23 protein-coding genes are annotated in these 21,791 nt (G+C 68.4%); 14 read left to right on the top strand and 9 right to left on the bottom strand.

Translation table 11 applies throughout. From position 1 onward, the window contains the following. Nucleotides 1–27: 27 nt before the first annotated feature. Entirely contained in the window at nt 28–402 is a 375-nt protein-coding gene (locus UU7_RS11270; protein ID WP_007808341.1) for a DUF4087 domain-containing protein, read from the bottom strand. Between the two features lie 283 nt (nt 403–685). Here UU7_RS11270 and UU7_RS11265 point away from each other — a divergent pair, with 283 nt between their 5' ends. The 3 genes from UU7_RS11265 to UU7_RS11255 all read left to right on the top strand — a co-directional run bounded on the left by UU7_RS11265 (nt 686) and on the right by UU7_RS11255 (nt 3,736). Beyond that, complete coding sequence (locus tag UU7_RS11265; RefSeq protein WP_007808339.1) at nt 686–877, top strand: hypothetical protein; 192 nt, start codon at nt 686–688, stop codon at nt 875–877. Between the two features lie 142 nt (nt 878–1,019). Next, entirely contained in the window at nt 1,020–3,218 is a 2,199-nt protein-coding gene (locus UU7_RS11260; RefSeq protein ID WP_007808338.1) for a M3 family metallopeptidase, read from the top strand. Between the two features lie 143 nt (nt 3,219–3,361). After that, complete coding sequence (locus UU7_RS11255) at nt 3,362–3,736, top strand: hypothetical protein (protein WP_238530928.1); 375 nt, start codon at nt 3,362–3,364, stop codon at nt 3,734–3,736. A gap of 23 nt (nt 3,737–3,759) precedes the next feature. Here the strand turns inward: UU7_RS11255 and UU7_RS11250 are convergent, their stop codons facing one another. Together UU7_RS11250 and UU7_RS11245 are read right to left on the bottom strand one after the other, a co-directional pair. After that, nucleotides 3,760–4,599: an META and DUF4377 domain-containing protein gene (locus UU7_RS11250; RefSeq protein ID WP_007808331.1), complete on the bottom strand. Its 840-nt coding sequence runs from the start codon at nt 4,597–4,599 to the stop codon at nt 3,760–3,762. Nucleotides 4,600–4,668: 69 nt separating this feature from the next. Next, nucleotides 4,669–5,367 (bottom strand): murein L,D-transpeptidase catalytic domain family protein, encoded by a 699-nt coding sequence (locus UU7_RS11245; RefSeq protein ID WP_007808329.1) that lies wholly within the window; start codon nt 5,365–5,367, stop codon nt 4,669–4,671. Between the two features lie 127 nt (nt 5,368–5,494). Between UU7_RS11245 and UU7_RS11240 the strand changes: the two genes are divergently transcribed. Together UU7_RS11240 and UU7_RS11235 are read left to right on the top strand one after the other, a co-directional pair. Then, nucleotides 5,495–7,234, top strand: coding sequence for a L,D-transpeptidase family protein (locus tag UU7_RS11240; protein ID WP_007808327.1), 1,740 nt, complete (start codon nt 5,495–5,497; stop codon nt 7,232–7,234). A gap of 193 nt (nt 7,235–7,427) precedes the next feature. Continuing rightward, a complete protein-coding gene (locus UU7_RS11235) occupies nt 7,428–7,703 on the top strand; it encodes a hypothetical protein (RefSeq protein WP_238530927.1) in 276 nt (91 codons plus the stop codon). On the opposite strand, the gene tsaA is transcribed toward UU7_RS11235, so the two are convergent. Beyond that, entirely contained in the window at nt 7,698–8,270 is a 573-nt protein-coding gene (gene tsaA, locus UU7_RS11230) for a tRNA (N6-threonylcarbamoyladenosine(37)-N6)-methyltransferase TrmO (protein ID WP_007808323.1), read from the bottom strand. The genes UU7_RS11235 and tsaA overlap by 6 nt on opposite strands. Nucleotides 8,271–8,335: 65 nt before the next feature. On the opposite strand from tsaA, the gene UU7_RS11225 reads away from it, so the two are divergent. Genes UU7_RS11225 through UU7_RS11215 form a run of 3 tightly spaced genes read left to right on the top strand, consistent with a single transcriptional unit; the run spans nt 8,336 to nt 9,992 of the window. After that, the gene (locus tag UU7_RS11225) at nt 8,336–8,710 is read left to right on the top strand and encodes a YciI family protein (RefSeq protein ID WP_040673312.1); all 375 of its coding nucleotides are present in this window, start codon (nt 8,336–8,338) and stop codon (nt 8,708–8,710) included. A gap of 2 nt (nt 8,711–8,712) precedes the next feature. Further along, entirely contained in the window at nt 8,713–9,234 is a 522-nt protein-coding gene (locus UU7_RS11220) for a DUF6630 family protein (RefSeq protein WP_007808316.1), read from the top strand. Nucleotides 9,235–9,260: 26 nt separating this feature from the next. After that, nucleotides 9,261–9,992, top strand: coding sequence for an HAD family hydrolase (locus tag UU7_RS11215; protein WP_007808315.1), 732 nt, complete (start codon nt 9,261–9,263; stop codon nt 9,990–9,992). A gap of 31 nt (nt 9,993–10,023) precedes the next feature. On the opposite strand, the gene UU7_RS11210 is transcribed toward UU7_RS11215, so the two are convergent. Beyond that, complete coding sequence (locus tag UU7_RS11210; protein WP_007808313.1) at nt 10,024–10,278, bottom strand: hypothetical protein; 255 nt, start codon at nt 10,276–10,278, stop codon at nt 10,024–10,026. Between the two features lie 104 nt (nt 10,279–10,382). After that, nucleotides 10,383–12,347 carry a winged helix-turn-helix domain-containing tetratricopeptide repeat protein gene (locus UU7_RS11205; RefSeq protein WP_007808311.1) on the bottom strand — a complete coding sequence of 655 codons (1,965 nt, stop codon included), beginning with the start codon at nt 12,345–12,347 and terminating at the stop codon, nt 10,383–10,385. 183 nt (nt 12,348–12,530) lie between these two features. Here UU7_RS11205 and UU7_RS18655 point away from each other — a divergent pair, with 183 nt between their 5' ends. From UU7_RS18655 to UU7_RS11185, 4 genes are all read left to right on the top strand, one after another. Next, nucleotides 12,531–12,857, top strand: coding sequence for a hypothetical protein (locus UU7_RS18655; protein ID WP_007808309.1), 327 nt, complete (start codon nt 12,531–12,533; stop codon nt 12,855–12,857). Between the two features lie 44 nt (nt 12,858–12,901). Continuing rightward, entirely contained in the window at nt 12,902–13,951 is a 1,050-nt protein-coding gene (locus UU7_RS11195) for a PD40 domain-containing protein (protein ID WP_007808307.1), read from the top strand. Between the two features lie 106 nt (nt 13,952–14,057). Further along, nucleotides 14,058–14,513, top strand: a complete 456-nt coding sequence (locus UU7_RS11190; RefSeq protein ID WP_007808305.1) for a putative toxin-antitoxin system toxin component, PIN family — start codon at nt 14,058–14,060, stop codon at nt 14,511–14,513. Nucleotides 14,514–14,569: 56 nt separating this feature from the next. After that, on the top strand, nt 14,570–14,758 hold the full coding sequence (locus UU7_RS11185; RefSeq protein WP_007808302.1) for a CPXCG motif-containing cysteine-rich protein: 189 nt from the start codon (nt 14,570–14,572) through the stop codon (nt 14,756–14,758). A 14-nt stretch (nt 14,759–14,772) separates the two neighbouring features. Here the strand turns inward: UU7_RS11185 and pncA are convergent, their stop codons facing one another. Continuing rightward, on the bottom strand, nt 14,773–15,402 hold the full coding sequence (gene pncA / locus UU7_RS11180) for a bifunctional nicotinamidase/pyrazinamidase (protein ID WP_007808301.1): 630 nt from the start codon (nt 15,400–15,402) through the stop codon (nt 14,773–14,775). A gap of 100 nt (nt 15,403–15,502) precedes the next feature. Between pncA and UU7_RS11175 the strand changes: the two genes are divergently transcribed. Beyond that, nucleotides 15,503–15,889 (top strand): hypothetical protein, encoded by a 387-nt coding sequence (locus UU7_RS11175; RefSeq protein ID WP_007808300.1) that lies wholly within the window; start codon nt 15,503–15,505, stop codon nt 15,887–15,889. 323 nt (nt 15,890–16,212) lie between these two features. Continuing rightward, nucleotides 16,213–18,834 (top strand): M9 family metallopeptidase, encoded by a 2,622-nt coding sequence (locus UU7_RS11170; RefSeq protein ID WP_007808298.1) that lies wholly within the window; start codon nt 16,213–16,215, stop codon nt 18,832–18,834. Between the two features lie 141 nt (nt 18,835–18,975). Here the strand turns inward: UU7_RS11170 and UU7_RS11165 are convergent, their stop codons facing one another. Then, on the bottom strand, nt 18,976–20,193 hold the full coding sequence (locus UU7_RS11165) for a M24 family metallopeptidase (protein WP_007808296.1): 1,218 nt from the start codon (nt 20,191–20,193) through the stop codon (nt 18,976–18,978). After that, complete coding sequence (locus UU7_RS11160) at nt 20,190–21,791, bottom strand: aldehyde dehydrogenase family protein (protein WP_007808295.1); 1,602 nt, start codon at nt 21,789–21,791, stop codon at nt 20,190–20,192. The genes UU7_RS11165 and UU7_RS11160 overlap by 4 nt, the downstream gene beginning before the upstream one ends.

Below are 21,791 nucleotides of genomic sequence, written 5' to 3'. Positions count from 1 at the left end.
CTGAGAGGTTGAAAAACTCACAACCTCTCAGTTCTCGTCACCCAGCTCGTGTACGGGTTCGTGCAGGTGCCGGTCGCTCCGGCACACGGCCAGTGGCCTGGCCGTGGCCTTGCTGATCGACGACACGGTGTGCGCCTGGTCATCGTCGATCACGGTCATGCACGCGCAGCCGTAGCCATGGTGACCGTTGGTTTCGACCCATTGCGCATCACTGAACCGGGGCCAGTCGCCGTCGGCCTGGTGGCCGCCCTGGCTGGCGATTTCCCATTCGCCATCGCGGTCGGTCAGCGTGGCGTTGCCCGGGGTGGGGTTTTCGAACCAGCCGCAACGCCGCTGGCCTGCCGCGTGCTCCGTGGCCAGTGCCGGCGTCAGCATCCATCCGAACAGCGCGGCGGCCAGCATCACGCGGAGCGGTCCTGTCGATGACCTGTGCATGCCGACTCCCGGGGCCAAGTGTGGCGGCAGGATAGCGTGGGCGGGGGCAGGCGATCTGCGATGGGCCAGTCATTTCGCGAGGCGTGGCTGTCCGGAATCGGGGTGGACGATGTCCGCGGACAATGCTGCTGATCGGCGGCCGATCCTGATGGCTTCATGAAAACAACGGCTTGCGCGATATCTCGGCTTGGCATGGCGATTGCTCTGGATACATCACCAGGCACTCTCGCCTCATGACCGGAGCCATCCCATGAAATTCGAATCGATGATCCTCGCCAGCCTGTTCGTCGCCTGCTTTGCCCTGTGCACCCTGGTGATGGGCGCGATGCTGACCGCCTCGCCCCGCACGGTGGCACTGGCCGGCGCGCAGCATTCCGCGATCCAGTCGGCCACGCCGCCGGGCTGTGCGGCGAGGAGTGCGACAACTTGTCCCGAGGCCTGAGCGGATGGCGTGGCGACTGCGTCGATCAGGGTCCACGCCGTTGCCGGCACGGGGGCTTGCCCCGCGGCCATAACTTTAGTCATGGGTGATGGCGGCGGCCTTCGACTAGGATCGGGTGTCCACCATCAACGGGACACTCCCCATGAAGCATCCCATCGCGCTGGCCCTGGCCATTGCCCTGTCAGGCTCCATGGCCGGTTGCAGCGACGCCGGCAACGGCAGCGACAAGAGCGAAACCGCGACCGCCCCGGCGCATGCCGACAAGGTGGCCGCTGACGCCGGCAATCCGTTCTTCGCCGAAAGCCCGCTGCCGCTGCACTATCCGCAGTTCGACAAGATCAGGGATGCCGACTTCGCCCCGGCGTTCGACCGCGGCATGGCCGAGCATCTGGAAGAGATCGACGCGATCGCCGGCAACGCCGCGGCGCCCACGTTCGACAACACCATCGTCGCGCTGGAAAAGTCCGGGCAGATCCTGGAGCGCACCTCGACCGTGTTCTTCAGCCTGGTCGGCGCCGACACCAATGATGCGCGCAAGGCGATCCAGGCCGACTACGCGCCGAAGCTGGCGGCGCATCGCGATGCGGTCTCGCTGAACCCGGCGTTGTTCGCGCGCATCCAGACGCTGTACGACACCCGCCACCAGCTGGGCCTGGACGCCGAGGGCGTGCGCCTGGTCGAGCGTTATCACACCGACTTCGTGCGTGCGGGCGCCAGGCTGTCCGACGCCGACAAGGCGCAACTGAAGCAGATCAACGGCGAGCTGGCCAGGCTGGGCACGAAGTTCAGCCAGAACGTGCTGGCCGAGGTGAACGATTCGGCGGTGACGGTCGACACGAAGGAGGAGCTGGCCGGCCTCACCGACGAGCAGATCGGCGCCGCCGCGGCCGCCGCCAAGGCGAAGGGGCTGGACGGCAAGTACGTGATCGCCCTGCTCAACACCACCGGCCAGCCGCCGCTGGCGCAGCTGCAGAACCGCGCGTTGCGGCAGCGCATCTTCGAGGCGTCGGTGGCCCGTGGCAGCCGCGGCAATGCGTATGACAACACCGCGATCGTGTCGCAGGTGCTGAAGCTGCGGGCGGAAAAGGCGCGGATGCTGGGCTATCCCACCTACGCCGCCTACGTGCTGGCCGACGAGACGGCGCAGACGCCCGAGGCGGTCAACGCGATGCTGACCAGGCTGGCGCCGCCGGCGGTGGCCAATGCGAAGCGCGAGGGCGCAGCGCTGCAGGCGATGATCGACAGGGAGCAGAAGGCCAGGGGCGAGCCGAGCTTCCAGCTCGCGGCCTGGGACTGGGCGTACTACACCGAGAAGGTGCGCGCCGAGAAATACGACTTCGACGAGAGCCAGCTGAAGCCGTACCTGGAAATGAGGAACGTGCTGGAGAACGGCGTGTTCTACGCCGCTGGCCAGCTTTACGGACTCAGCTTCAGGCAGCGCACCGACCTGCCGGTGTACCAGCCCGACGTGCTGGTCTACGACGTGTTCGACGCCGACGGCAAGCAGCTGGCGATCTTCCTGGCCGACATGTATGCGCGCCCGTCCAAGCGCGGCGGCGCGTGGATGAACTCCTACGTGCAGCAGTCCGGCCTCACCGGCAACCTGCCGGTGGTGGCCAACCACCTCAACATCACCAAGCCGGCCAGCGGCCCGACCCTGCTGAGCTGGGACGAGGTGACCACGATGTTCCACGAGTTCGGCCATGCGCTGCACGGCATGTTCTCGAACGTGCGGTACCCGTACTTCAGCGGCACCAGCGTGCCGCGCGACTTCGTCGAATTCCCCTCGCAGGTGAACGAGATGTGGTCCGACTGGCCCGGCGTGCTGGCCAACTACGCGAAGCACCACCAGACCGGCGCACCGATGCCCAGGGAACTGCTGGACAAGGTGCTGGCCGCCTCGAAGTTCAACCAGGGCTTCGCCACCACCGAGTACCTGGGTTCGGCCATGCTCGACCAGAGCTGGCACCAGGTCGGCGCGGACAGGGTCCCCGAGGCCGGCGGCGTGATGGCGTTCGAGGCGGCCGCGCTGAAGGCCAACGGCACCGACTACGCGGCCGTGCCGCCGCGCTACCGCACGCCGTACTTCAGCCACATCATGGGCGGCTACGCGGCGGGCTACTACGCCTACATCTGGTCCGAGGTGCTGGACGCGAACACGGTGGAGTGGATCAAGGCGAACGGCGGCTTGACCCGCGCCAACGGCGACCGTTTCCGCTCGACCCTGTTGTCGCGCGGCGGCAGCAAGGACGCGCTGCAGCTGTTCCGTGATTTCGCCGGCCACGAACCGCGGATCGAGCCGCTGCTGAAGCGTCGCGGGCTGGATGCGTCGGTGGACTGATTCGCGCTCGCACCGCTGGTCAGGAATTGGTCGTCCGGATCGCACCGGGCGGCCTTTTCCTTTCCGGTGGCGCGCGCTCGGGCATACTGCGACCCAAGCGGGCGGGCACCACTTCGACACATCCACAGGGGAACCGAATGACCATGCAGAATCCGTATCAGGCGCCGCAGGCCGCCGTGGCCGAACCGTTCGTGGCGGAGGCCGGCATCGAGCAGGTGGCCAGCGCGCAGAAGCTGATCATCTACGCGATCCTCGGCTACTTCGCCGCCGTTGCCCTGCAGGGCGTGCTTGGCCTGTTCGCCGCGTTGCTGCTGGTGCTGGTGGTCTGCGCCGCGCTGGTGGGCACGTTCAAGCTGTGCACCGGCATGGGTTTCTCGATGGCGAGCCGGGTGATCCTGCTGGTGCTGATGTTCGTGCCGCTGGTGAGCCTGATCGTGCTGCTGGTGCTGAACGCGAAAGCGACCGCCAGGCTGCGCGCGGCTGGCTACCACGTGGGCCTGCTCGGCGCCCGGCGGTGAAGCGCAGGCGGTCGTGACGGCGATCATTCCGGGTCGGGGGGCGCCGTTCCGCTTTCCACCACCATGTCCAGCACATAGGCACTCGACGCTGCACCGGCCGGCGGGTCAGGCAATGTGTAGCGTTTGACCCGCAACACGTTGCGCACCCCGGGCTGGTGTTCGTAGCCTTCGATCGGCTGCGCCAGCGGTTGCCAGGGGCCGGGTTCGCCCGAGCGCAAACCCCGGTCGTCGTAATGCAGCTGGCGAACCAGGAGGCAGTTGTTCGCCGGTGGCAGCGGATGCTGGCAGGCGACCGGTTCGGCCGCGACCTCGAGGAACCCGATCGTGCCGGGGCTGCCGTAGCGTTTTTCGGCGGTGGGCTGGCCGGCGAAGGTCAGCGTGGTTCCGTCGGCGGCGGCCAGGCTGAGCAGGGTCTGGCCATCGGCGCTGGATGTGATCAGCGCAGGCTTCGCCCCCAGCACGTGCTTGATGGTCTTCTCGCGCTGCATCAGGGCGGGCTCGGCGCAGGCCATCATGGTCTGCATCAGCGGCCCGGTGAGCAGGTGGCCATCAACGATCCTGTAGCTGCCGCCGATGCCGTTGCAGGCATGGCTGACGCTGATGCGATCGTCGGTGAAGTCGAGCTGCAGGGGTTTGCCGGAACCGTCGAACAGCCCGTCCAGGCGCTGGTTGTTGCCGTCGACGGCATCGCGCAACTGCCAGTGATAGCCGCCCAGCGCCGGCGCCGTCGTGGCCACGGGCGCCGCGGCGTTGGATGAAGGCTGTGTCGCCACGCCATGGCTGGCTGACGGGTCCGGTGCATGGGACGGGCTGCAGGCGGCCAACGCCAACAGCAGCCACGATGACCAGAGCGGGATTTTCATGGAGCGCCTCCACGATTGCACGGGCCGGGGATGGCCCGGCGACATCATGCTGCAGCCGGCGTGAATGAATCAGCGCGAGCCGATACTCGCCGTCATGGCGCGGTCGCGGCTGCATTTCAGGTACGGCGATGTTTTCAGCCAGCGCGCATCGGGGTAGTAGGAAAACACGTACTGGCCGTTCTTCAGCGTGTCGATCAGCGGCCGGGCGATCGCGGTGCGTACGGCGGGGCAACCGTAGCTGCGGCCGATGCGGCCCTGCAGCCGGGCGATTGCAGGGTTCACGTAGGACGCGCCGTGGATCACCAGGGCGCGTTCCAGCGCGTGGTCGTTGGTGCCCGGCTCCAGTCCTTCGAGGCGCAACGAGTAACCGTTGCGGCCGGCGTAGGTGCCCAGCGTGCGGAACAGTCCCAGGCTGGATTGCAGGCTCTCCGGGGTATTGGAGAATTTCGAGGCCAGGTTGTCGCCGGTGTTGCGGCCATGGGCCACCAGCTCGTGGTAGAGCAGCTTGCGGGTGGCCAGGTCGAACACCCACAGCCGCGGTTCGGTGGACGGTTTCGAATAGTCGATCACCGCCAGCCGGTCGGAGGGTGGCTGGCCTTGCGCCGTGGCGCACTCGGTGGCGGCCAGCGCCAGTCCGATCACCCTGGGGTTCGCATTCGGAGCCAGCCGGCTGAGCGCGGCCTGCAGCGACGACCCCGCGGCGTGCGCCATGGCGGAGCAGCCCGCGAGCAAGGTCAGGGTGGCGATATGGCGCGGGAGTCGGCGCATCGGAACGGCTTGCGTGGGAAGGATACGGATCGCCGATCCTAGCAGTCGCCCGTTAAGAAGCCGTCCGCTGCGGCGCACGCCGTGTTTGCAGGGGCAGGGGGCCGTGCTATGACGGTGTCTGGCCCCCATGCAGAATCCCATCGTGCCCGACAGATATTCCCGTGCCGTTTGCAGCATCGCCGTGCTGGGCCTGCTGCTGGGGGCCGCCGCGCGGGCACAGCAGCCCGGCACGGCCTCCACCACCGGGCCGCAGGTCGTGCAGGCCGTGGCGGTCGAACAGCCGCTGGGCCCGGTAGCCGAACAGATTCGCGAACAGGTCGAACAGTGGCGCGTCGCGCACGCTGAAGTCGATGCCGCGACCTCGCCCGGCCATGTCGTGGTGGCGTTCTACGAACAGAACCGGTTCGCGCCGGCGTGGACCGGTCCGGGCAACGTGGACCAGCTGCTCACCGCGCTGGGCGAGATGGCCGCAGACGGCCTCGATCCGCAGGACTATGCGCTGGACGAATTGCAGCGTCGGCGTGGCGTGCTGCTTGATCCGCTGGCCACGCCACGGCAACGGGCGCAGTTCGACCTGCTCGCCACCGATGCCTGCCTGACGGCCCTGCTGCATCTGTATCGCGGCAAGGTCGATCCGGCCACGCTGGACACCCACTGGAACTTCGATCCGCACCAGTTCGACCAGTCGCGCGGCCTGCAAGCGGTACGCGACGCGCTGGCGCGCGGCACGGTCGGCAGCCTGTTCGAGCGGGCGCGGCCCCGGCCCGCCCAGTACGGCCAGCTGCGCACGGCGCTGGCGGGGTTGCGCACGCTCGCTGCGCAGGGCGGATGGGCGCCACTCGCCGATGGCCCCACGCTCAAGCCGGGCAGCCGCGATCCCCGGGTGGCGGTGTTGCGTCGGCGTCTGCAGCAGGGCGGCTACCCCGTGGGCGATGGCGTGGGCGATCTGTACGATCCGGCGCTGGAGGCTGCGTTGAAGCAGTTTCAGCGCGAGCAGTACCTGGTGGCGGACGGTCATCTCGGCAAGGCGACGCTGGCCGCACTGAACGTGCCGGTCGCCGCGCGCATCGAGCAGCTGCGCGCGAACCTGGAGCGTGCGCGCTGGCTGCTGCACCAGTTGCAGGGCAAATTCGTGGTGGTCGACATTGCCGGCTACCAGGTCGTCTATTACCGCGACGGCAAGCCGGTCTGGCGCTCGCGCGTGCAAGTGGGCAAGCCGTATCGCAGTACCCCGGTATTCAAGTCGGAGATCACCTACCTCACGCTCAACCCGACCTGGACGGTGCCGCCGACCATCCTGAAGAGCGACATCCTGCCGAAGATCCGCAACAACCCCGGCTACCTTGCCGCCAACCGCCTGCGCGTGCTGGATGGCCAGGGCCGCGTGGTATCGGCAGCCAGCGTGAACTGGAGCAACCCGCACGGCATCGTGTTGCGCCAGGATGCCGGTCCGGGCAATTCGCTGGGTCGGCTGGTGATCCGCTTCCCGAACGACTACGCGGTCTACCTGCACGACACGCCGCATCAGGAGTTGTTCGCCCGTGAACAACGTCCGTTCAGCTCAGGCTGCATCCGGGTCGAGCGTCCGCGCGAACTGGCCGGGTTGCTGCTGGACGATCCGCAGCACTGGAACGCGCAGGGCATTGATCGCGCGATCGACACGCTGAAGACGCAGACGGTGATGCTGCGCGAACCGGTGCCCCTGCTGCTCGCCTACTGGACGGTGGACCTGCGCGAAGCAGGGCGGATCAGCTTCCGGCCCGACATCTATCAACGTGACCCGCCACTGCTCGCCGCGCTGGATCGCCCGCGTGCATCGCCGTGGCTGTCGACGGTGGGCGCCGCAGCCCCGCCGGCGCAGCCTTGAAAAAAAAGCCGCGCCAGGGGGAGCCGGGCGCGGCAAAGGTTTGAACCGACCACTGCCAGGTGCGTCGGGCGCCGGCGACGAAGGACTCGCGACAGCCCGCGCAAGGTAGTCAGGAACAGTCTCACGGTTTCGGATCGGCCTGACCGGGATCAGGGCGGCCGGCCCGAAGGGTCGGCATCATGGCTGATGGCGGATGTCCCGCCCCGTCCTGGAGACTGTGCCGATGCTGTTCGAAGTGAAGGATCTTGCCGGTGACACCGGCGCCATTGCCGCCATCCTGCGGGCCCTTGACGCCAACGCGAAAGTCACCGGCGATGTCGCCGCGGGACAGATCGATGTGTCGGCGCAGCTGACGTCCGGCCAGGTCATCAGCGCGCTGCAGGCAGCGGGCTACCAGGCCAGCCGCGTGTCCGAGCCGCGGCAGATCCACGTCAGCGGCGGCAGCACCTGCTGCGGCAACTGCTCATGATCCACTGAGAGCGTCCTTGTCGCCGCGCGCCGTCTTCGCGCGCGGCTTGCGCGGGCCCGGGGCGGAGTGCCGGCCCTGGCTGGCGTCGATCGCGTCGATCCAGCCGGCGCGCGCGGCGGGGAACGCGTCGGCATAGGGCACGTAGGGCTTGATGTCGAGGATCGGCGTGCCGTCGAGCAGGTCGACGCCGCGCACCTGCAGCGCGCCATCGCCCACCGCGACCAGTTCCACCGCCGACAGGCCGAGCGCATTCGGCCGGTGCGGCGAACGCGTGGCCAGCACACTGCGCTTGCCGCCGCCGCGCGGCGGACGCACCTCGGCCTTCCAGCCTTCGCTGCGATGGAAGGCGAACACCAGCCAGATCCGCTCGAAGCCGGCCAGGTCCCGGTAGGCCGCCACGGGGAAGTCCGCCACGAATTCGATCGTGGCCTCGGCGGCCGACTGCGTCTCGGTGCCGGCCACCACGGTGGACTGGTGCGGCGCGTCGATGCGTCGCGCATACGGCGAGCGCACGAACGCGATGGGCAGGCAGGACAGGGCGCTGGAGGTATCGTGGACGGTGCTCATTGCGGCATTATCCACCTTCGCCCCGCCTCTCCATGGTCCCGTGAACCTCCCCCGCCGAGGACGCCATGAAATACCTCGTGATGATCTACTGCGACGACGCCTTGCTGGACGCGCTGCCCGAAGGCGAGTTCGATACCCTGATGCACGGCTGCTTCGTCAAGGCCGACGCCTTGCGCGCCAACGGACAATTGCACGATTCGCAGCAACTCGAAGCACCGGCGACCGCGCGCACCGTGCGCGTGCGCGACGGCCGCACCAGCGTGGTCGACGGGCCGTACGCCGAGACCAAGGAATACCTGGGCGGCTTCAACCTGATCGAGGCGGCCGACATGGACGAGGCGGTGCGCATCGCCTCGAACTTCCCGTGGTCGCGCACCGGCGCGATCGAGATCCGCCCGATCCGCGACATGGACGCGGTGCGCCGGCGCGTGGGCGCCTGAGCATGCGCGACGACGACGATTTCGAGGACGACCGCGACTTCGACGACGAAGACGATTCGGTCGAGGCGCTGGTTTGGCAGCTCTTGTTGCTGATCAACCCGGGCGACGAAGACTCCGCGCTGCAGCAGTTCAGCGCCTATCGCGAGGCGGTCGCCGATGGCGACGAGTCCGAGCCGGTCGAGCTGGTGGCCAGGGTGATCGACTGGCGCGCGGGTTTCCTGATCGCCGAAGACGACCTGCGCTCGCTGGTGCAGGCGCTGGACGAACTCAGCGCGCGCTGGAACCTGTCGATCGACTGGAACGGCGACCCGGACGACGACGACTATTTCGACGATGCCGATGCCGGCAGCCTGCTCGGCATCGCCTACGACCGCCTGGCCGAAGCCGGCTACACCTTGTGGACCTGGGAAACCGACGACGACTCGTATGCCGGATGGATCACGCTGAGCCGCGACAACGAGCCGATGCGCGAACTGGCCAAGGCGCTGCACATCAACCTGCGCCCGGGCAGCGACTTCGGCTGAGCGGCGCAGAAGGGAACGGAACAGGCATGCTGCAACTGATCGGCTTCGACGGCGACGACACGCTGTGGCACAGCGAGGGCTACTACCGCGAGGCGAACGACGCGTTCGCCGCGATCGTGGGCCGCTACGTGGACCTGGGCGACCGGCGCGTGCACGACACCATGCTGGCTACCGAACAGCGCAACCTGCAGCTGTTCGGCTACGGTGCGAAAGGCATGGCGCTGTCGATGGTGGAAACCGCGATCGCGCTCAGCGACAGCCGCATCAGCGCCGCCGACATCCACCGCATCGTCGAGCTGGGCAAGAGCGTGCTGCAGCATCCGGTGGAACTGTTGCCGGGCATCCGCGAGGCGGTCGAGGCGGTGGCCGCGCACCACGACGTGGTGCTGATCACCAAGGGCGACCTGTTTCACCAGGAAAAGAAGGTGGCGCAATCCGGCCTGGCCGACCTGTTCCGCCGCATCGAGATCGTGTCGGAGAAGAACGCCGCCACCTATCGCCGCGTGCTGGGCGAATTCGCCCTGCAGCCGGCACAGTTCGCGATGGTCGGCAACTCGTTGCGTTCGGACATCGAACCGGTGGTGCGCCTGGGTGGCTGGGGCGTGCACCTGCCGTACCACGTGACCTGGGCGCACGAACTGGAGAACGGCCTGGGCGACGACGAGCCGCGCGTGCTAACGGTGGATGCGCCCGCGGCGATCCCCGCCGCGGTGGAGCGCCTGCGCACCCTGGCTGCGGCGGCCCAGGGCGGGCACTGACGGCCACCATCGCCGCAAGCGGCCTTGGCCCCTAATCGTCGAAACCGGTGTAGTCGTCGGGAAAGATCGGCGTGCCGTCCGGCTCCAGCCCGGTCATGTCGGCCAGCGCCTTGGCGGCGGCCGCTTCGGCGATGTCCCTGTCGCGGAAGCTGCGGTTCTCGCAGATCGCGTAGTACACCGGAAAGCCGTGACGGCGCGGGGTGATCGCCAGCCACGCGGCATAGCGCGAACCTTCCAGGGTGGCTCCGGAGCGGGCAAGGTAGTTGTCGAACTCGCGCTCGGCCATGGTTGTCGGTTCCGCTCGGAAAGCACGCATTGTATAGGGATGGCCGGTTTCGCCGCCGATGCCGGCGCGTCGAGGCAGGGGCCGTCCTCGAAGGCGGACGCGCCTCAGGGGTTCCGCGCGCTGTTCGCGGCGCGGATCTGGTCGATGCCCAGCGCCTCGCTTTCGCCCGGCGGCGGCAGGCCGGTCTTCCGGCAGAACGCGATCAGGCGCGAATCGTCGCGGAAACGCAGGATGAGCGGATCGCTCAGCATGAACAGGATGTCGTGGGCCGGCGCGCGCTCCAGCCATTCCATGGTCCGGTCCGCGTCGCCGCGCAGCGCATAGGCTTGCGCGACCAGATAGGGGCTGGTTTTCGCCCAGACCCTGTCGGCGAGCACCTTCGCCAGCGCCGCATCCGCCGCCGCGCGGTCCGGGGAAATCTGCGTGGCGATCGCCAGATTCATCTCGCGCCACGGCGAGGGCTGCTTGCGGGCGGCCTCCTGCGCGGCATCCACGTCGCCGCGCGCGATGGCGGCATACATGGCCCGGTATGGCCGGGATGATTCCGGTGGCGACAGGCCCTCGGCGATGCGCAGGTACTTGGCCGCCTCGTCCAGCCGGCCAGTTGCCGTCAGCAGCTTCGCGTATTCGAAATCGTTGACGTTGTACAGCGGCTCGATCGAGAGGAGCTGCTCGCGCAGCCCGATCGCCTCCCCCAGTTTCCCCAGGCCGGCCAGCACGAAGGCGCAGCCATTGAGCACCGTGCCGTCTTCCGGCGCCAGCTGCACGGCACGGCGGCATTCGGCCAGGGCGCTGCGGGCATCGAAACTGTAGAACTGCAGGTAGGCGCGAGCCGCGTGGGCCTGGCCCAGGCCGGGCGCCAGTTGCAGCGCCTTGTCCGCCGCCAGGCGCGATTGGCGCAGCTGTTCGCGGGCCACCGCGGGAGGCTCGTCCCGGAACGCGGCCACGGTACTCCACGATCCGGACAGGTACGCCCATGCCATCGCGTATTGCGGGTCCAGTTGCACGGCCCGGGCCATGTACTCCGCGGCCTTGGGGAAATCCTGGTTGTGCCAATGCTGCAGGCCCTGCAGATAGACGTTGTAGGTGTCGATGTTGCCGCCGGGCGGGCGATCGTTCGGCCTTGCTGCCGCTCCGGGCGACAGCAGCTTCAGTTGCAGCGCACCGGCCACCGCCTGGGCGATCTCGTCCTGCAGGGCGAACAGGTTCCTGTACGGGCGGTCGTAGTGCTCGGTCCACAGCGTGCTGCCGTCGGCGGCGCGGGTCAGTGACGCGTTGATGCGCACGACGTCACCGGCGCGCTGCACGCTGCCGGCGAGCAGGTAGGCCACGCCCAGCTCGCGGCCGATCGTCGCGCTGTCGTCCTTGCTGTCGCGGAAGCGGAAGGCCGAGGTGCGACCGATCACCTTCAGTCCCTGGAATCGGGACAACGCGTCGATCAGGCTTTCCGACAGGCCGTCGGAGAAGTACACCTGTTGCGCGTCGTTGCCGGCGTTGACCAGCGGCAGCACCGCGATGCTGCGCTCCGGAACCGGCCCCGGGGCGCTCGGCGCATGCGACCACCATCTCCAGCCGGCGAAGGCGAGCAACGCCAGCAGCGGCAGCAACCACGGCAGCGCACGCGGCATGGCGCCCCGGTCGCTGGCGCGCCGCCCGCCGGAGCGGGGCGGTGGGCCAGGGGACGGCACCGGCACCACCGGCGCTGCCGGCACGGATGCCTGCAGGGCCTGCCGCGGGTCGTCGGGCGCGGCTTCGGGAAGGTCGAAGCGGTAACCCACGCCATGCACGGTGTGCAGGTAGCGCGCCGCTTTCGCGTCCTCGCCGAGCGCGTGCCGCAACAGGGTCATCAGCCGATTCAGCACCCCCGGGGTGACGTGGCGGTGGCCCCAGACGGCGTCGAGGATCTCGTCGCGGGTGAAGACCCGGCCGGGGGTGCCGGCGAGCAGCGCCAGCACGGCGAAGGCCTTGGGTTCCAGCGGTTGCTCGATGCCGTCGCGCAGCAACCGCCGGCCCGCGAAGTCGATCGCGGATTCGTCGAAGGCGAGCGGGGCGGGCGTTGACGGGTCCATGGCGTCCTGTGGCGGTGCACCTGGGTGGACGGAAACCTGCGCTGCGGGGCGGCACCCAATGTTTTCCCAAGGAATCCAAGCAATGTCCAGTGCTTCCCCAGCGGTGGCCTCAAGACCCGTGGCGCTGCATTCCCGAAGCTGGCCACACCGGCACCCGCCGGCATGTCGCCCGAGGAGATCGCCATGAACCGTCGCCTTCGTTTCGCTGCCGTCCTGCTCACGGCATGTATCGCACCGGCCTTTGCCCAGGAGGGCGCGGCGACGCTGCCGTCGGTCCGGGTCACCGGGTATGTCGCCGATTGCGCGTCACCCCGCCTGCCCACCCAGCGCCAGATCGAGGCATGGACCGACCTGCACAACTTCGGCCAAGTCTACGCCGCGCGCGAGCGACTGATGGCCGGGATCGGTCGCGCCTGCCAGGGGCGCGGCGTCGATCACGTGCAGGTCGTGATGCGGCCGATTGCGCAAGGCGAAACACGCCTCGTCGCCATGGTGCAGCCCGTTCGCTGAGGGTTCGTTCCGCTGTTGTCCACACCACATGCAAGGAGATACGCATGAACCGCAAGTACCAACAATGCGCACTGGCCATCGCCGTCGTCCTGTCGGCCCATGTCTACGCTGGCGATTACGGCGCGTGGAGCAACGCGGTGCCCGCACCCGGGATCAACACGGCGGCCGCCGAAGGCTGCCCGATCGAATCGCCGAACGGGCGGAACCTGTACTTCATGTCCACCCGCAATGGCGGCCTGGACAACTGGCGTGCAACCTGGAATGCAGCGATGCGCAGCTGGGACGACGTCACCAATCTCGGTGAGCCGGCAAACTCCCCCACCGCCGCCGACTATTGCCCCACGCCGCTGCCCGGCGGGTGGCTGCTGTTCGTCAGCTCGCGGCAGAACGCCGAGGATTGCACCGGGTGCAAGGCAATGCCGCCCCCGCCAGCGGGCAGCCCGCCGGCCGGCGACATCTTCCTGACCCGGGAAACCCCGGCGCACGGCTGGGGCCCGCCGTGGGGCATGCGCGGCCATGCGGACTTCCATGGCCGGGGCCCGGCGCATCGCCAGCCGGGTTGGGCGACACCGGTGGACCTGGGCAGCTATGCGGAGGGCGGCCCGAACACCAGGGGTTCGGAATACAGTCCATCGATCGTGGAAACCGCCGAAGGTACCTTCCTGTACTTCTCCAGCGACGGCTATCCGGACAGCAAGAGCCATGACATCTACGTCAGCCGCCTGCGTGCCGACGGCAGCTTCGGGCCCGGCGTGCGCGTGGCCGAGCTGAGTACCGACGCCGCCGACCTGATGCCGAACGTGCGCCGCGACGGGCTGGAGATCGTGTTCAGCAGCAACCGCGCCAGCGCCGATCCGCGCAACCAGGACGTCTGGTACGCCACGCGCCGGAATACCCGCTCGCCGTGGACGGTGCGCGGTCCGATCGAGAACACCGCCGTCAACACGCCGGACGGCGCGGAAACCCGCGCCACGCTGTCCGCCGACGGCACCCGCCTGTACTTCGGCCGCAAGCATTTCGCCCAGGTGCCGGCCGACCCCGGCGATGTCTACGTCAGCACGCGCGTCAGGTTGCACAGGAGCGGCGGCGACTGAAACTGCGCGAGGAACGCGGCCGCGGCGGCCATCGCCATCGCGGCCTTGTTCGTTTAGCCCCGGGCGTGCCGTGCATCGCAAGGCCTGATTGCCGCATCATGACGCGATGATTGCCGCCTCTCCGCCACCACGCGTCGTGCTGGACACCAACGTGTGCCTGGACATCTTCCTGTTCCACGATGCGCAGTCCGCCGCGCTGCACGTGGCGATGCGCGAGGGCCGCATCCAGGCGGTGACGCGCAGCGACTGCCGCGCCGAATGGCTGCGCGTGCTGCACTATCCGCAGGTGCCGATCGGCGCCGAAGCCCGGCCCGGCATCGAGGCCGCGTTCGATGCCCTGGTGCACTGCCTGCCGGACGAACAGGCCACCGCGTCGCCCGAGGTATCGCTGCCGCGCTGCGCGGACCCGGATGACCAGATGTTCCTGGAGCTGGCGCAGGCCGCCGGTGCGCGCTGGCTGGTCAGCAAGGACAACGAACTGCTGAAGCTGGCGCCGCGCTGTGCCCGCGACGGCTTGTTCTGGATCGGCCTGCCGCAGGCCTGGTCGCCGCGCCACGGTTGACGACCGCGTCACCCGGCTTCGTGCTGTACTGGCCTGGCTACCCGTGGAGATGCGCCATGCTCACGCCACACGCCATTGATTGTCCGTACTGCGGCGAGTCCATCGAGATCCTGCTCGACGCATCGATTTCCAGCCAGCAATACATCGAGGATTGCCAGGTGTGCTGTCGCCCGATCACGCTGAGCGTGGAGGTCGACGAGGACGGCGCGGTCGCGGTGCGCGCATCCGGCGAGAACGACGCCTGAGCGAGCCCGCGCTGCTACACGATGCCGATGCCCTGCTCCAGCAGCGCGGCGCGGGTGGCCGCATCGCTGGTCGGCGTCACCGGGCGGCTGAGGTCCCACAGCACGCTGGCGCGAAAGCCGAGTTCCCGCGCATCCTGCGCCGTCCACAACACGCAGACGTCGCGGGCCAGTCCGCACACCACGACCTCGTCCACGCCGCGTTCGCGCAGCCAGCCGGCCAGGCCGGTGCTGGGGCGGCTTCCATCCGGGCCGTGGTTCTCGCGAAAGCCGCTGTAGGAATCCACGGCGGGATCGCTGCCCTTGCGGATTACCGCGTCCAGCGCCGACCAGTCGATGCCCGGATGCAGCTCGGCCCCGGCCGTGCCCTGCACGCAGTGATCGGGCCACAGCGTCTGCGGCTGGCCGTACAGGTCGATCCGCTCGAACGCGGCGCGTCCCGGATGACGGCTGGCGAACGACACGTGGCCTGGCGGATGCCAGTCCTGCGTGGCGACCACGTGGCGGAAGCGACGCGCGCGCAGCAAGGCGTCGATGCCGGGCACGATGGCATCGCCCTCGTGGCAGGCCAGCGCGCCACCGGGCATGAAGTCCGGTTGCACGTCGACCAGGATCAGCGCGGCATGGGCAGAGCGGTTCGATGTCATCGACGGTTTCTTGTGGAGCGGTCGGCGAAAGTCTAACCGGAACCGGCTGCGCGACCGGATGACCCATAATGGCCGCAGGCATACGAACCGGGGACGCGCAGTGCAGTACGACCAGTCGTGGATGGGATACGGAATCATCGGTGGCCTGGAGGCCGGCCTGATTTCCGCCGTGGCGGGCTTCGTCCTGTTCCTGTTGTTCCACTGGCTGGGTCGGCGCAATGGCTGGAGTTACGGTCCGCAGATCGGCTGGTCGTTCCTGCTGGCCAGCGCACTGACCGTCAGCGGCGACCTGTGGAACCTGTTCTATTTCAATTACGGTCGGATGCAGTCGCTGCAACTGCTCAAGGTGAAGCTGGCCGAAGTGCACGATCCGGACAGCATCGGCCTGCGCACCCTGTTTGAAGTGCTCGGCGTGGCCGTGGGCATCTATGTCGCCTGGGCGATCTGCAGCGGCGACTGGCGGCGTCGCTTCGGCCCGCGCAAGTAGTTCTGACCCTGCTCGTTCCAGGAAGTGCGAACGGACGTGCGCCGCGTCACGTTTGCACACATGCGCGAACGCCATCGACGGGTCGCGCAGCGGACTGTGCCGACTTCCATCGTGCCTGCCGCCAACATGATCTAGAACCCCTCTTTGTTCCACCCCTAGCATGACCACCGACCCGCCGCTTCGTCGAACGCGCTGCAAAGCCGAACCGATGTCGCCGCGAGTCAGGCCACGGGGGGTCTTCAATGGAGGGGAACATGGACAATTACACGCGAAAGACACTCGCGCGATGCGTGAGTGCGGTTCTGTTGGCGCTTGGATGCAGCTTGCCGCTTTATGCGGCGCCGACAAAGGTTCAGAAGAAAACACCGGCGCCGACCGCCGCAGCACTGCGCACGACCGGACTGCAGCCAACGCTGCGGCACCACCAGCTGCGTCCACTCAAGCCGAACGAGCGCCCGCCACAATCGTCGTCGCGCGAGCACCTGTACACCGACTACGATCGTCCCGAACGCAACCAGTCGACCTCGTTGCGCAGGAGTCTGGCCGCGGCCACGGCCGCCTGTGACGTCAACGCCTTCGCGTCGGCCAGCGGCAGCACCCTGGTCACCCTGGTGCGCAATTCGTCGGTGGACGGTTGCATCAACACCTTGTTCGGCGTGACCGGTGCCAGCGCAGGCCAGGTGTTCAATCAGGCGAAGATGGTGACGATCGCCAATGCGTTGCAGTCGAACGCCGCCAGCTACGCGGGCAACAACAGTGCGGGCACCTTGCAGCTGATCCTGTTCCTGCGCGCGGGCTACTACGTGCAATACGGCGACCCCACGGATGTGGGCACCTACGGCACGCCGCTGAAGAATGCCATCCGCCCTGCGCTGGACGCGTTCGTGGCGAACTCGCATTTCCGCGACGTCAATGACGACCACGGCGCGGTACTGGCCGAGTTCGTCACCCTGATCGACAGCTCGGGTGAAAACGCCCACCAGATGAACACGGTGAAGGGTCTGCTCGATCGCTACAACGCGAGCTACCACTCGTACTGGTACATGATGTCGGCGGTGAACAACGTGTTCACCGTATTGTTCCGCGGTCACTACAACGCGGACTTCCAGGCGCTGGTGCAAAGCGATGCAAGCATCACCACCAGCCTGTCGGGCTTCGTGTCGCGCAATGCTGCCGAGGTAGGCACCGACAACGAGTACCTGCTCTCCAATGCCAGTCGCGAACTAGCTCGCTTCCTGCAGTACACCTCGCTGCAGCCCACGGTGAAGCCGCAGGTCAAGAGCATCCTTACGGCCTACAGCATGACCGGCGCGGGCGCGTCGATCTGGGTGGGCACGGCTGACGTGGCCGACTTCTACGATCATGCGGACTGCAGCTATTTCGGCATCTGCAACTTCCAGACCCAGCTGGCCCAGGTGGTGCTGCCGATCACCAGGCAGTGCAGCCCGGACCTGCGCCTGCGTGCGCAGGCGCTGACCCCCGCCCAGGTGACGGACACCTGCAACAAGGTCATCAACGAAGAGCAGTACTTCCACGACCGGGTGAACGACGGCAACACGCCGGTGGCGAACGACCACAACACCATGCTCGAACTGGTGATCTTCCACTCGAGCACGGATTACCAGACGTATTCCGGGGTGATCTTCGGCAACGACACCAACAACGGCGGCATGTACCTGGAAGGCGATCCGTCCGATCCGGCCAACCAGCCGCGCTTCGTCGCGTATGAAGCGGAATGGATGCGGCCGACCTTCGAGGTGTGGAATCTCACCCACGAGTACGTGCATTACCTGGACGGTCGCTTCGACATGTACGGCGACTTCAATGCCGCGATGAGCGTGCCCAGCGTCTGGTGGGTGGAAGGCCTGGCCGAATACGTGTCGTACAGCTATCGCGGCATCCCGTATCCGGAGGCGATCGCCGATGCGGGCACCCGCCAGTTCGCGCTGAGCACGATCTACGACAACGACTACAACAGCGGTGAGGAGCGGGTGTATCGCTGGGGCTATCTCGGCGTGCGCTACATGTTCGAGAAGCAGCCGCAGCAGGTCGGCCAGATCCTGGGCTACTTCCGTCCGGGCAACTACGGAGGCTACGCCGGCTACCTGCAGTCGATCCACGGCACCCACGATGGTGAGTGGAATACCTGGCTGAGCTGCCTCCATGCCAACCAGGGCGATACCGCGACCTGCGGCGGCACCACCACGCCGCCACCGCCGACCAATCCACCGCCGGCAAACCTGCCCGAGTGCCCGGGATCGTCCGGCCAGCTCGCCGACGGCTGCCAGATCAGCAACGTGCAGGCCAGCCGCGCCGGCGACAGCGCGTACTTCTACGTCTACCTGCCGGCCGGCACCTCCTCGCTGCAGATCACCACCAGCGGCGGTGACGGCAATGCCGACTTGTATGTCAGCGGGCGTGGCTGGCCCAGCACGACGGATTACGACCAGCGATCGATCGGCGGCGGCAACACCGAAAGCGTCAGCCTCACGCCGCGCGCGACGGCCGGCTACTACTTCGTCGCCGTCGTCGCCAAGGCGCCGTATTCAGGCGTGGTCGTGAGCGCATCGTTCGATGGCGGCTCCACGCCCCCGCCACCGGCCTGGACCGAATGCACGGGCGATGCGGCCGCGCTGGCCAGCGGTTGCCAGCACAGCCATGTCGAGGCGACGCGGGCCGGCGACACCCGGTATTTCTACATGCTGGTGGCGGACGGCTCGACCAGCCTGCACGTGGAAACGGCCGGCGGCACCGGCGATGCGGACCTGTATGTCAGCCACCGCGGCTGGCCGTCGGCGACGGACTTTGACCAGTCCTCGGTGCATGCGGGCAACAGCGAGTCGGTGGACATCGCCCAGCCCGTGGCCAACACGTACTACTACGTGGCGGTGACCGCGAAAGCGCCGTACTCCGACGTGGCCGTGAGGGCGCGCAGCACGCCCTGAGCGAGCGCTTCGGATGGCGGCCGGTCGCCCGGCCGCTGTTCGATCCTGCCGGCAGCACGCTGAAAAGCGAAGGAGCCCGCGATCGCCGATCGCGGGCTCCTTCGTTTCGTCAGCCGACCGGCGTCCGCCGGTCGGCGAGGCTCATGCAAACGGCTGGTCGAACGCCGGCGAGGGTTCGGTGAACCATGCCGCGCCGTCTTCGGTGACGTGGAAGTGGTCCTCCAGCCGGATACCGAAACGGCCCGGCACCACGATCATCGGCTCGTCGCTGCAGCACATGCCCGATTGCAGCGCGGTGCCGTTGCCACGGACCAGGTAGGGCGCTTCGTGGATGGCGAGGCCGCAGCCGTGACCGGTGCGGTGCGGAATGCCGGGCAGACGATAGTCCGGGCCCAGGCCGGCGCGCTCGACCACCGCGCGCGCGGCCGCGTCCACGGTTTCGCAGCTCACGCCGGGGCGGGCCGCTTCGAACGCGGCGCGCTGCGCGGCGTGTTCGAGCCGCCAGACTTCCGCCTGCCGGGCGTCCGGACGGCCAAACGGATAGCAACGGGTGATGTCGGAGTTGTAGCCCTGCACGGCGCAACCGGTGTCGATCAGTACCAGGTCGTCGCGCGCCAGCCGTTGTTCGCCGGGAATGCCGTGCGGGAAGGCGGTGGCCTGGCCGAACTGCACGATGCAGAAGGTGGAGCCGTCGTCCGCGCCCAGTGCACGGTGGGCATCGTCGATGAAGCGCACCAGCGCGTGGTTGCTGATGCCTTCATGCAGCACGCCGGCGGCCAGCCGCTGCACCTGCAGGGTCATCGCGGTTGCTTGCTGCATCAGGGCCAGCTCGGCCACGGACTTGCGCATGCGGCAGCCGTCGACGATCGCAGCGGCATCGCTCAGCCGGCGCTGGCCAAGCGCGGCGACCAGCTGCGTGGCCACGGCATGGGTGGCCGCCGGGTCCAGCGCCAGGTTGCCGGCGTGTCGCTCGCGCAGCGCCTGCGCCACCAGCGCATGCGGGCTCTCGTGCTCTTCCCACAGGCGCACCTCCGCCTCCATCCGCAACACGTGCTGCAGCGAACCGGTCTCGAACGCGGGGCAGATGACGATCGGGGTGCCGCGCGAGGTGACCAGCAGTGCGACCAGCCGCTCGCTGGCGCCCCACGCGATCCCGGTGAAGTAGCGCAGCGACGCTCCGGCGGTGATCAACAGGGCGTCCACGCCGAACTCGCGCATCAGCAGCCGGGCGCGATGCAGGCGCTGGCCGTATTCGTAACGGCTGATCGGCACCGCCATGGCCGGCCAGCGCTGCAACTGGTCGCGCACCGCGGCCATGTCGAGCCCGCCGATCTGCCGCTGACTGTCTGCTGGATTCATGCCGGAACGCCCGCGGCCGCAGCGAGAGGGTCGTGGCGCCAGTGACCGTCGACCAGTCTGCGGACCCGGGCCGGATTGGCATCGCGCAGTTCAACCGGCAGCAGTGCATCGGTGACGTGGTCATAGCAATGCAGCGCCGCGAAGCGACGGATCGCCGCCGGCATGCCGACGGCGGTGAAGCCGGCGTGGCTGGTGCTGGGATAGGGCCCGCCATGGTTCATCGCGGGGCTCACGGCGACTCCGGTCGGCATGCGGTTCATGATCAGCCGACCGACCCGCGGGCGCAGGCTGCGCGCCAGCGAGGCCGCGACGGCGTCATCGGTACCATCGTCGGCGGTGTAGAGCGTGCCGGTGAGGTTGCCCTCGAAACTCGCCGCGACGGCCAGCATGTCGTCGGCGTCGCCCACGCGTACCAGCAGGCTGGCCGGACCGAAGGCCTCGCGTTGCAGCTCGCGCGGATGCTTGAGGAACGCACGCGCGCCTATCTGCAGCAAACTCGGCCGGTAGCGATAGCCCGGGCTTGCCGAGCTGCCGCCGGTGAGGCAGGCCGCACCCCAGTCATGCAGCGCCGATACCGCCGCCGCCAGCTGGTCGCGCACGCCGCGGCCGAACAGCACGGCCGGCGGGGCTGCGGCGAAATGGGCCAGCGCCGCGCTGACGAAGGCATCGCCGACGGCATCGTCGGGCACGACCAGCAGGCCGGGATTGGTGCAGAACTGCCCGCTGCCCATCGTGCAGGAGGCGAAGAACTCCTCGGCCAGCAGGGTGCCACGTTCGGCCAGCGCCCCGGGCAGCAGGAACACCGGGTTGACGCTGGACATCTCCATGTACGCCGGGATGCCGGCGCGATCCGCCGCGGCCTTCAGCGCCATGCCGGCGGCGCGGCTGCCGGTGAAGCCGATCGCGCCGAGCCGTGGGTCGCCGGCCAGCTGCAGGCCGAGCGCCGGGTCGAACTGGTACAGCAGTTGCATCGCGGCCCCGGGCAGGCCGACACGCTGCAGGGCGCCGTAGGCCAGCTGCGCCAGCCGCTGGCTGGTGGCCGGGTGCGACGGATGCGCCTTGGCGATCACCGGGTTGCGCGCGGCGATGGCCGAGGCGAAGTCGCTGCCAGCGACGGCGTTGAAGGCGAACGGAAAGTTGTTCGGCCCGAACACCAGCACCGGCTTGTGCAAGGGCGCGTAATGCGAACGCAGCCCACCGCTGGTGTCGATCACCGGGTGCGTCCAGTCGTAGTCGCGGGCGGCCTGCGCGGCCAGCCGCAATTGCCGGCAGGTGCGCCCCAGTTCCACCCCCGCCAGGCGGGTTTCGGCCGGCAGCGCGGTCTCCGCGTGCGCCAGCGCCACCAGCGTGGCGGCATCCTCCTCGATGGCCCGGGCGTAGGCATCGAGGAACGCGGCGATGCTTTCCGGCGGCGTGGCGGCGAGCTGGTCGGCCACCGCGCCCGCACTGGCCAGCGCGGCCTCGATTTCGCGGGCGCTGTTGACCGGGAATGCCGGGCCGATGCTTTCGCCGCTGGTCGGGTCAATGGCGCGAAACCATGCTCCGGCGGCTTCTGGCGCACGCCATGTGCCGGCGATCAGGGACGGCTGGACGTCCAT

Origin of the sequence: Rhodanobacter spathiphylli B39 (assembly GCF_000264295.1) — a bacterium.
In the GTDB taxonomy this organism is placed as follows: Bacteria; Pseudomonadota; Gammaproteobacteria; order Xanthomonadales; family Rhodanobacteraceae; genus Rhodanobacter; species Rhodanobacter spathiphylli.
Note: the sequence above shows the minus strand (reverse complement) of the source record. Positions and strands in the feature narration are given on the sequence as shown.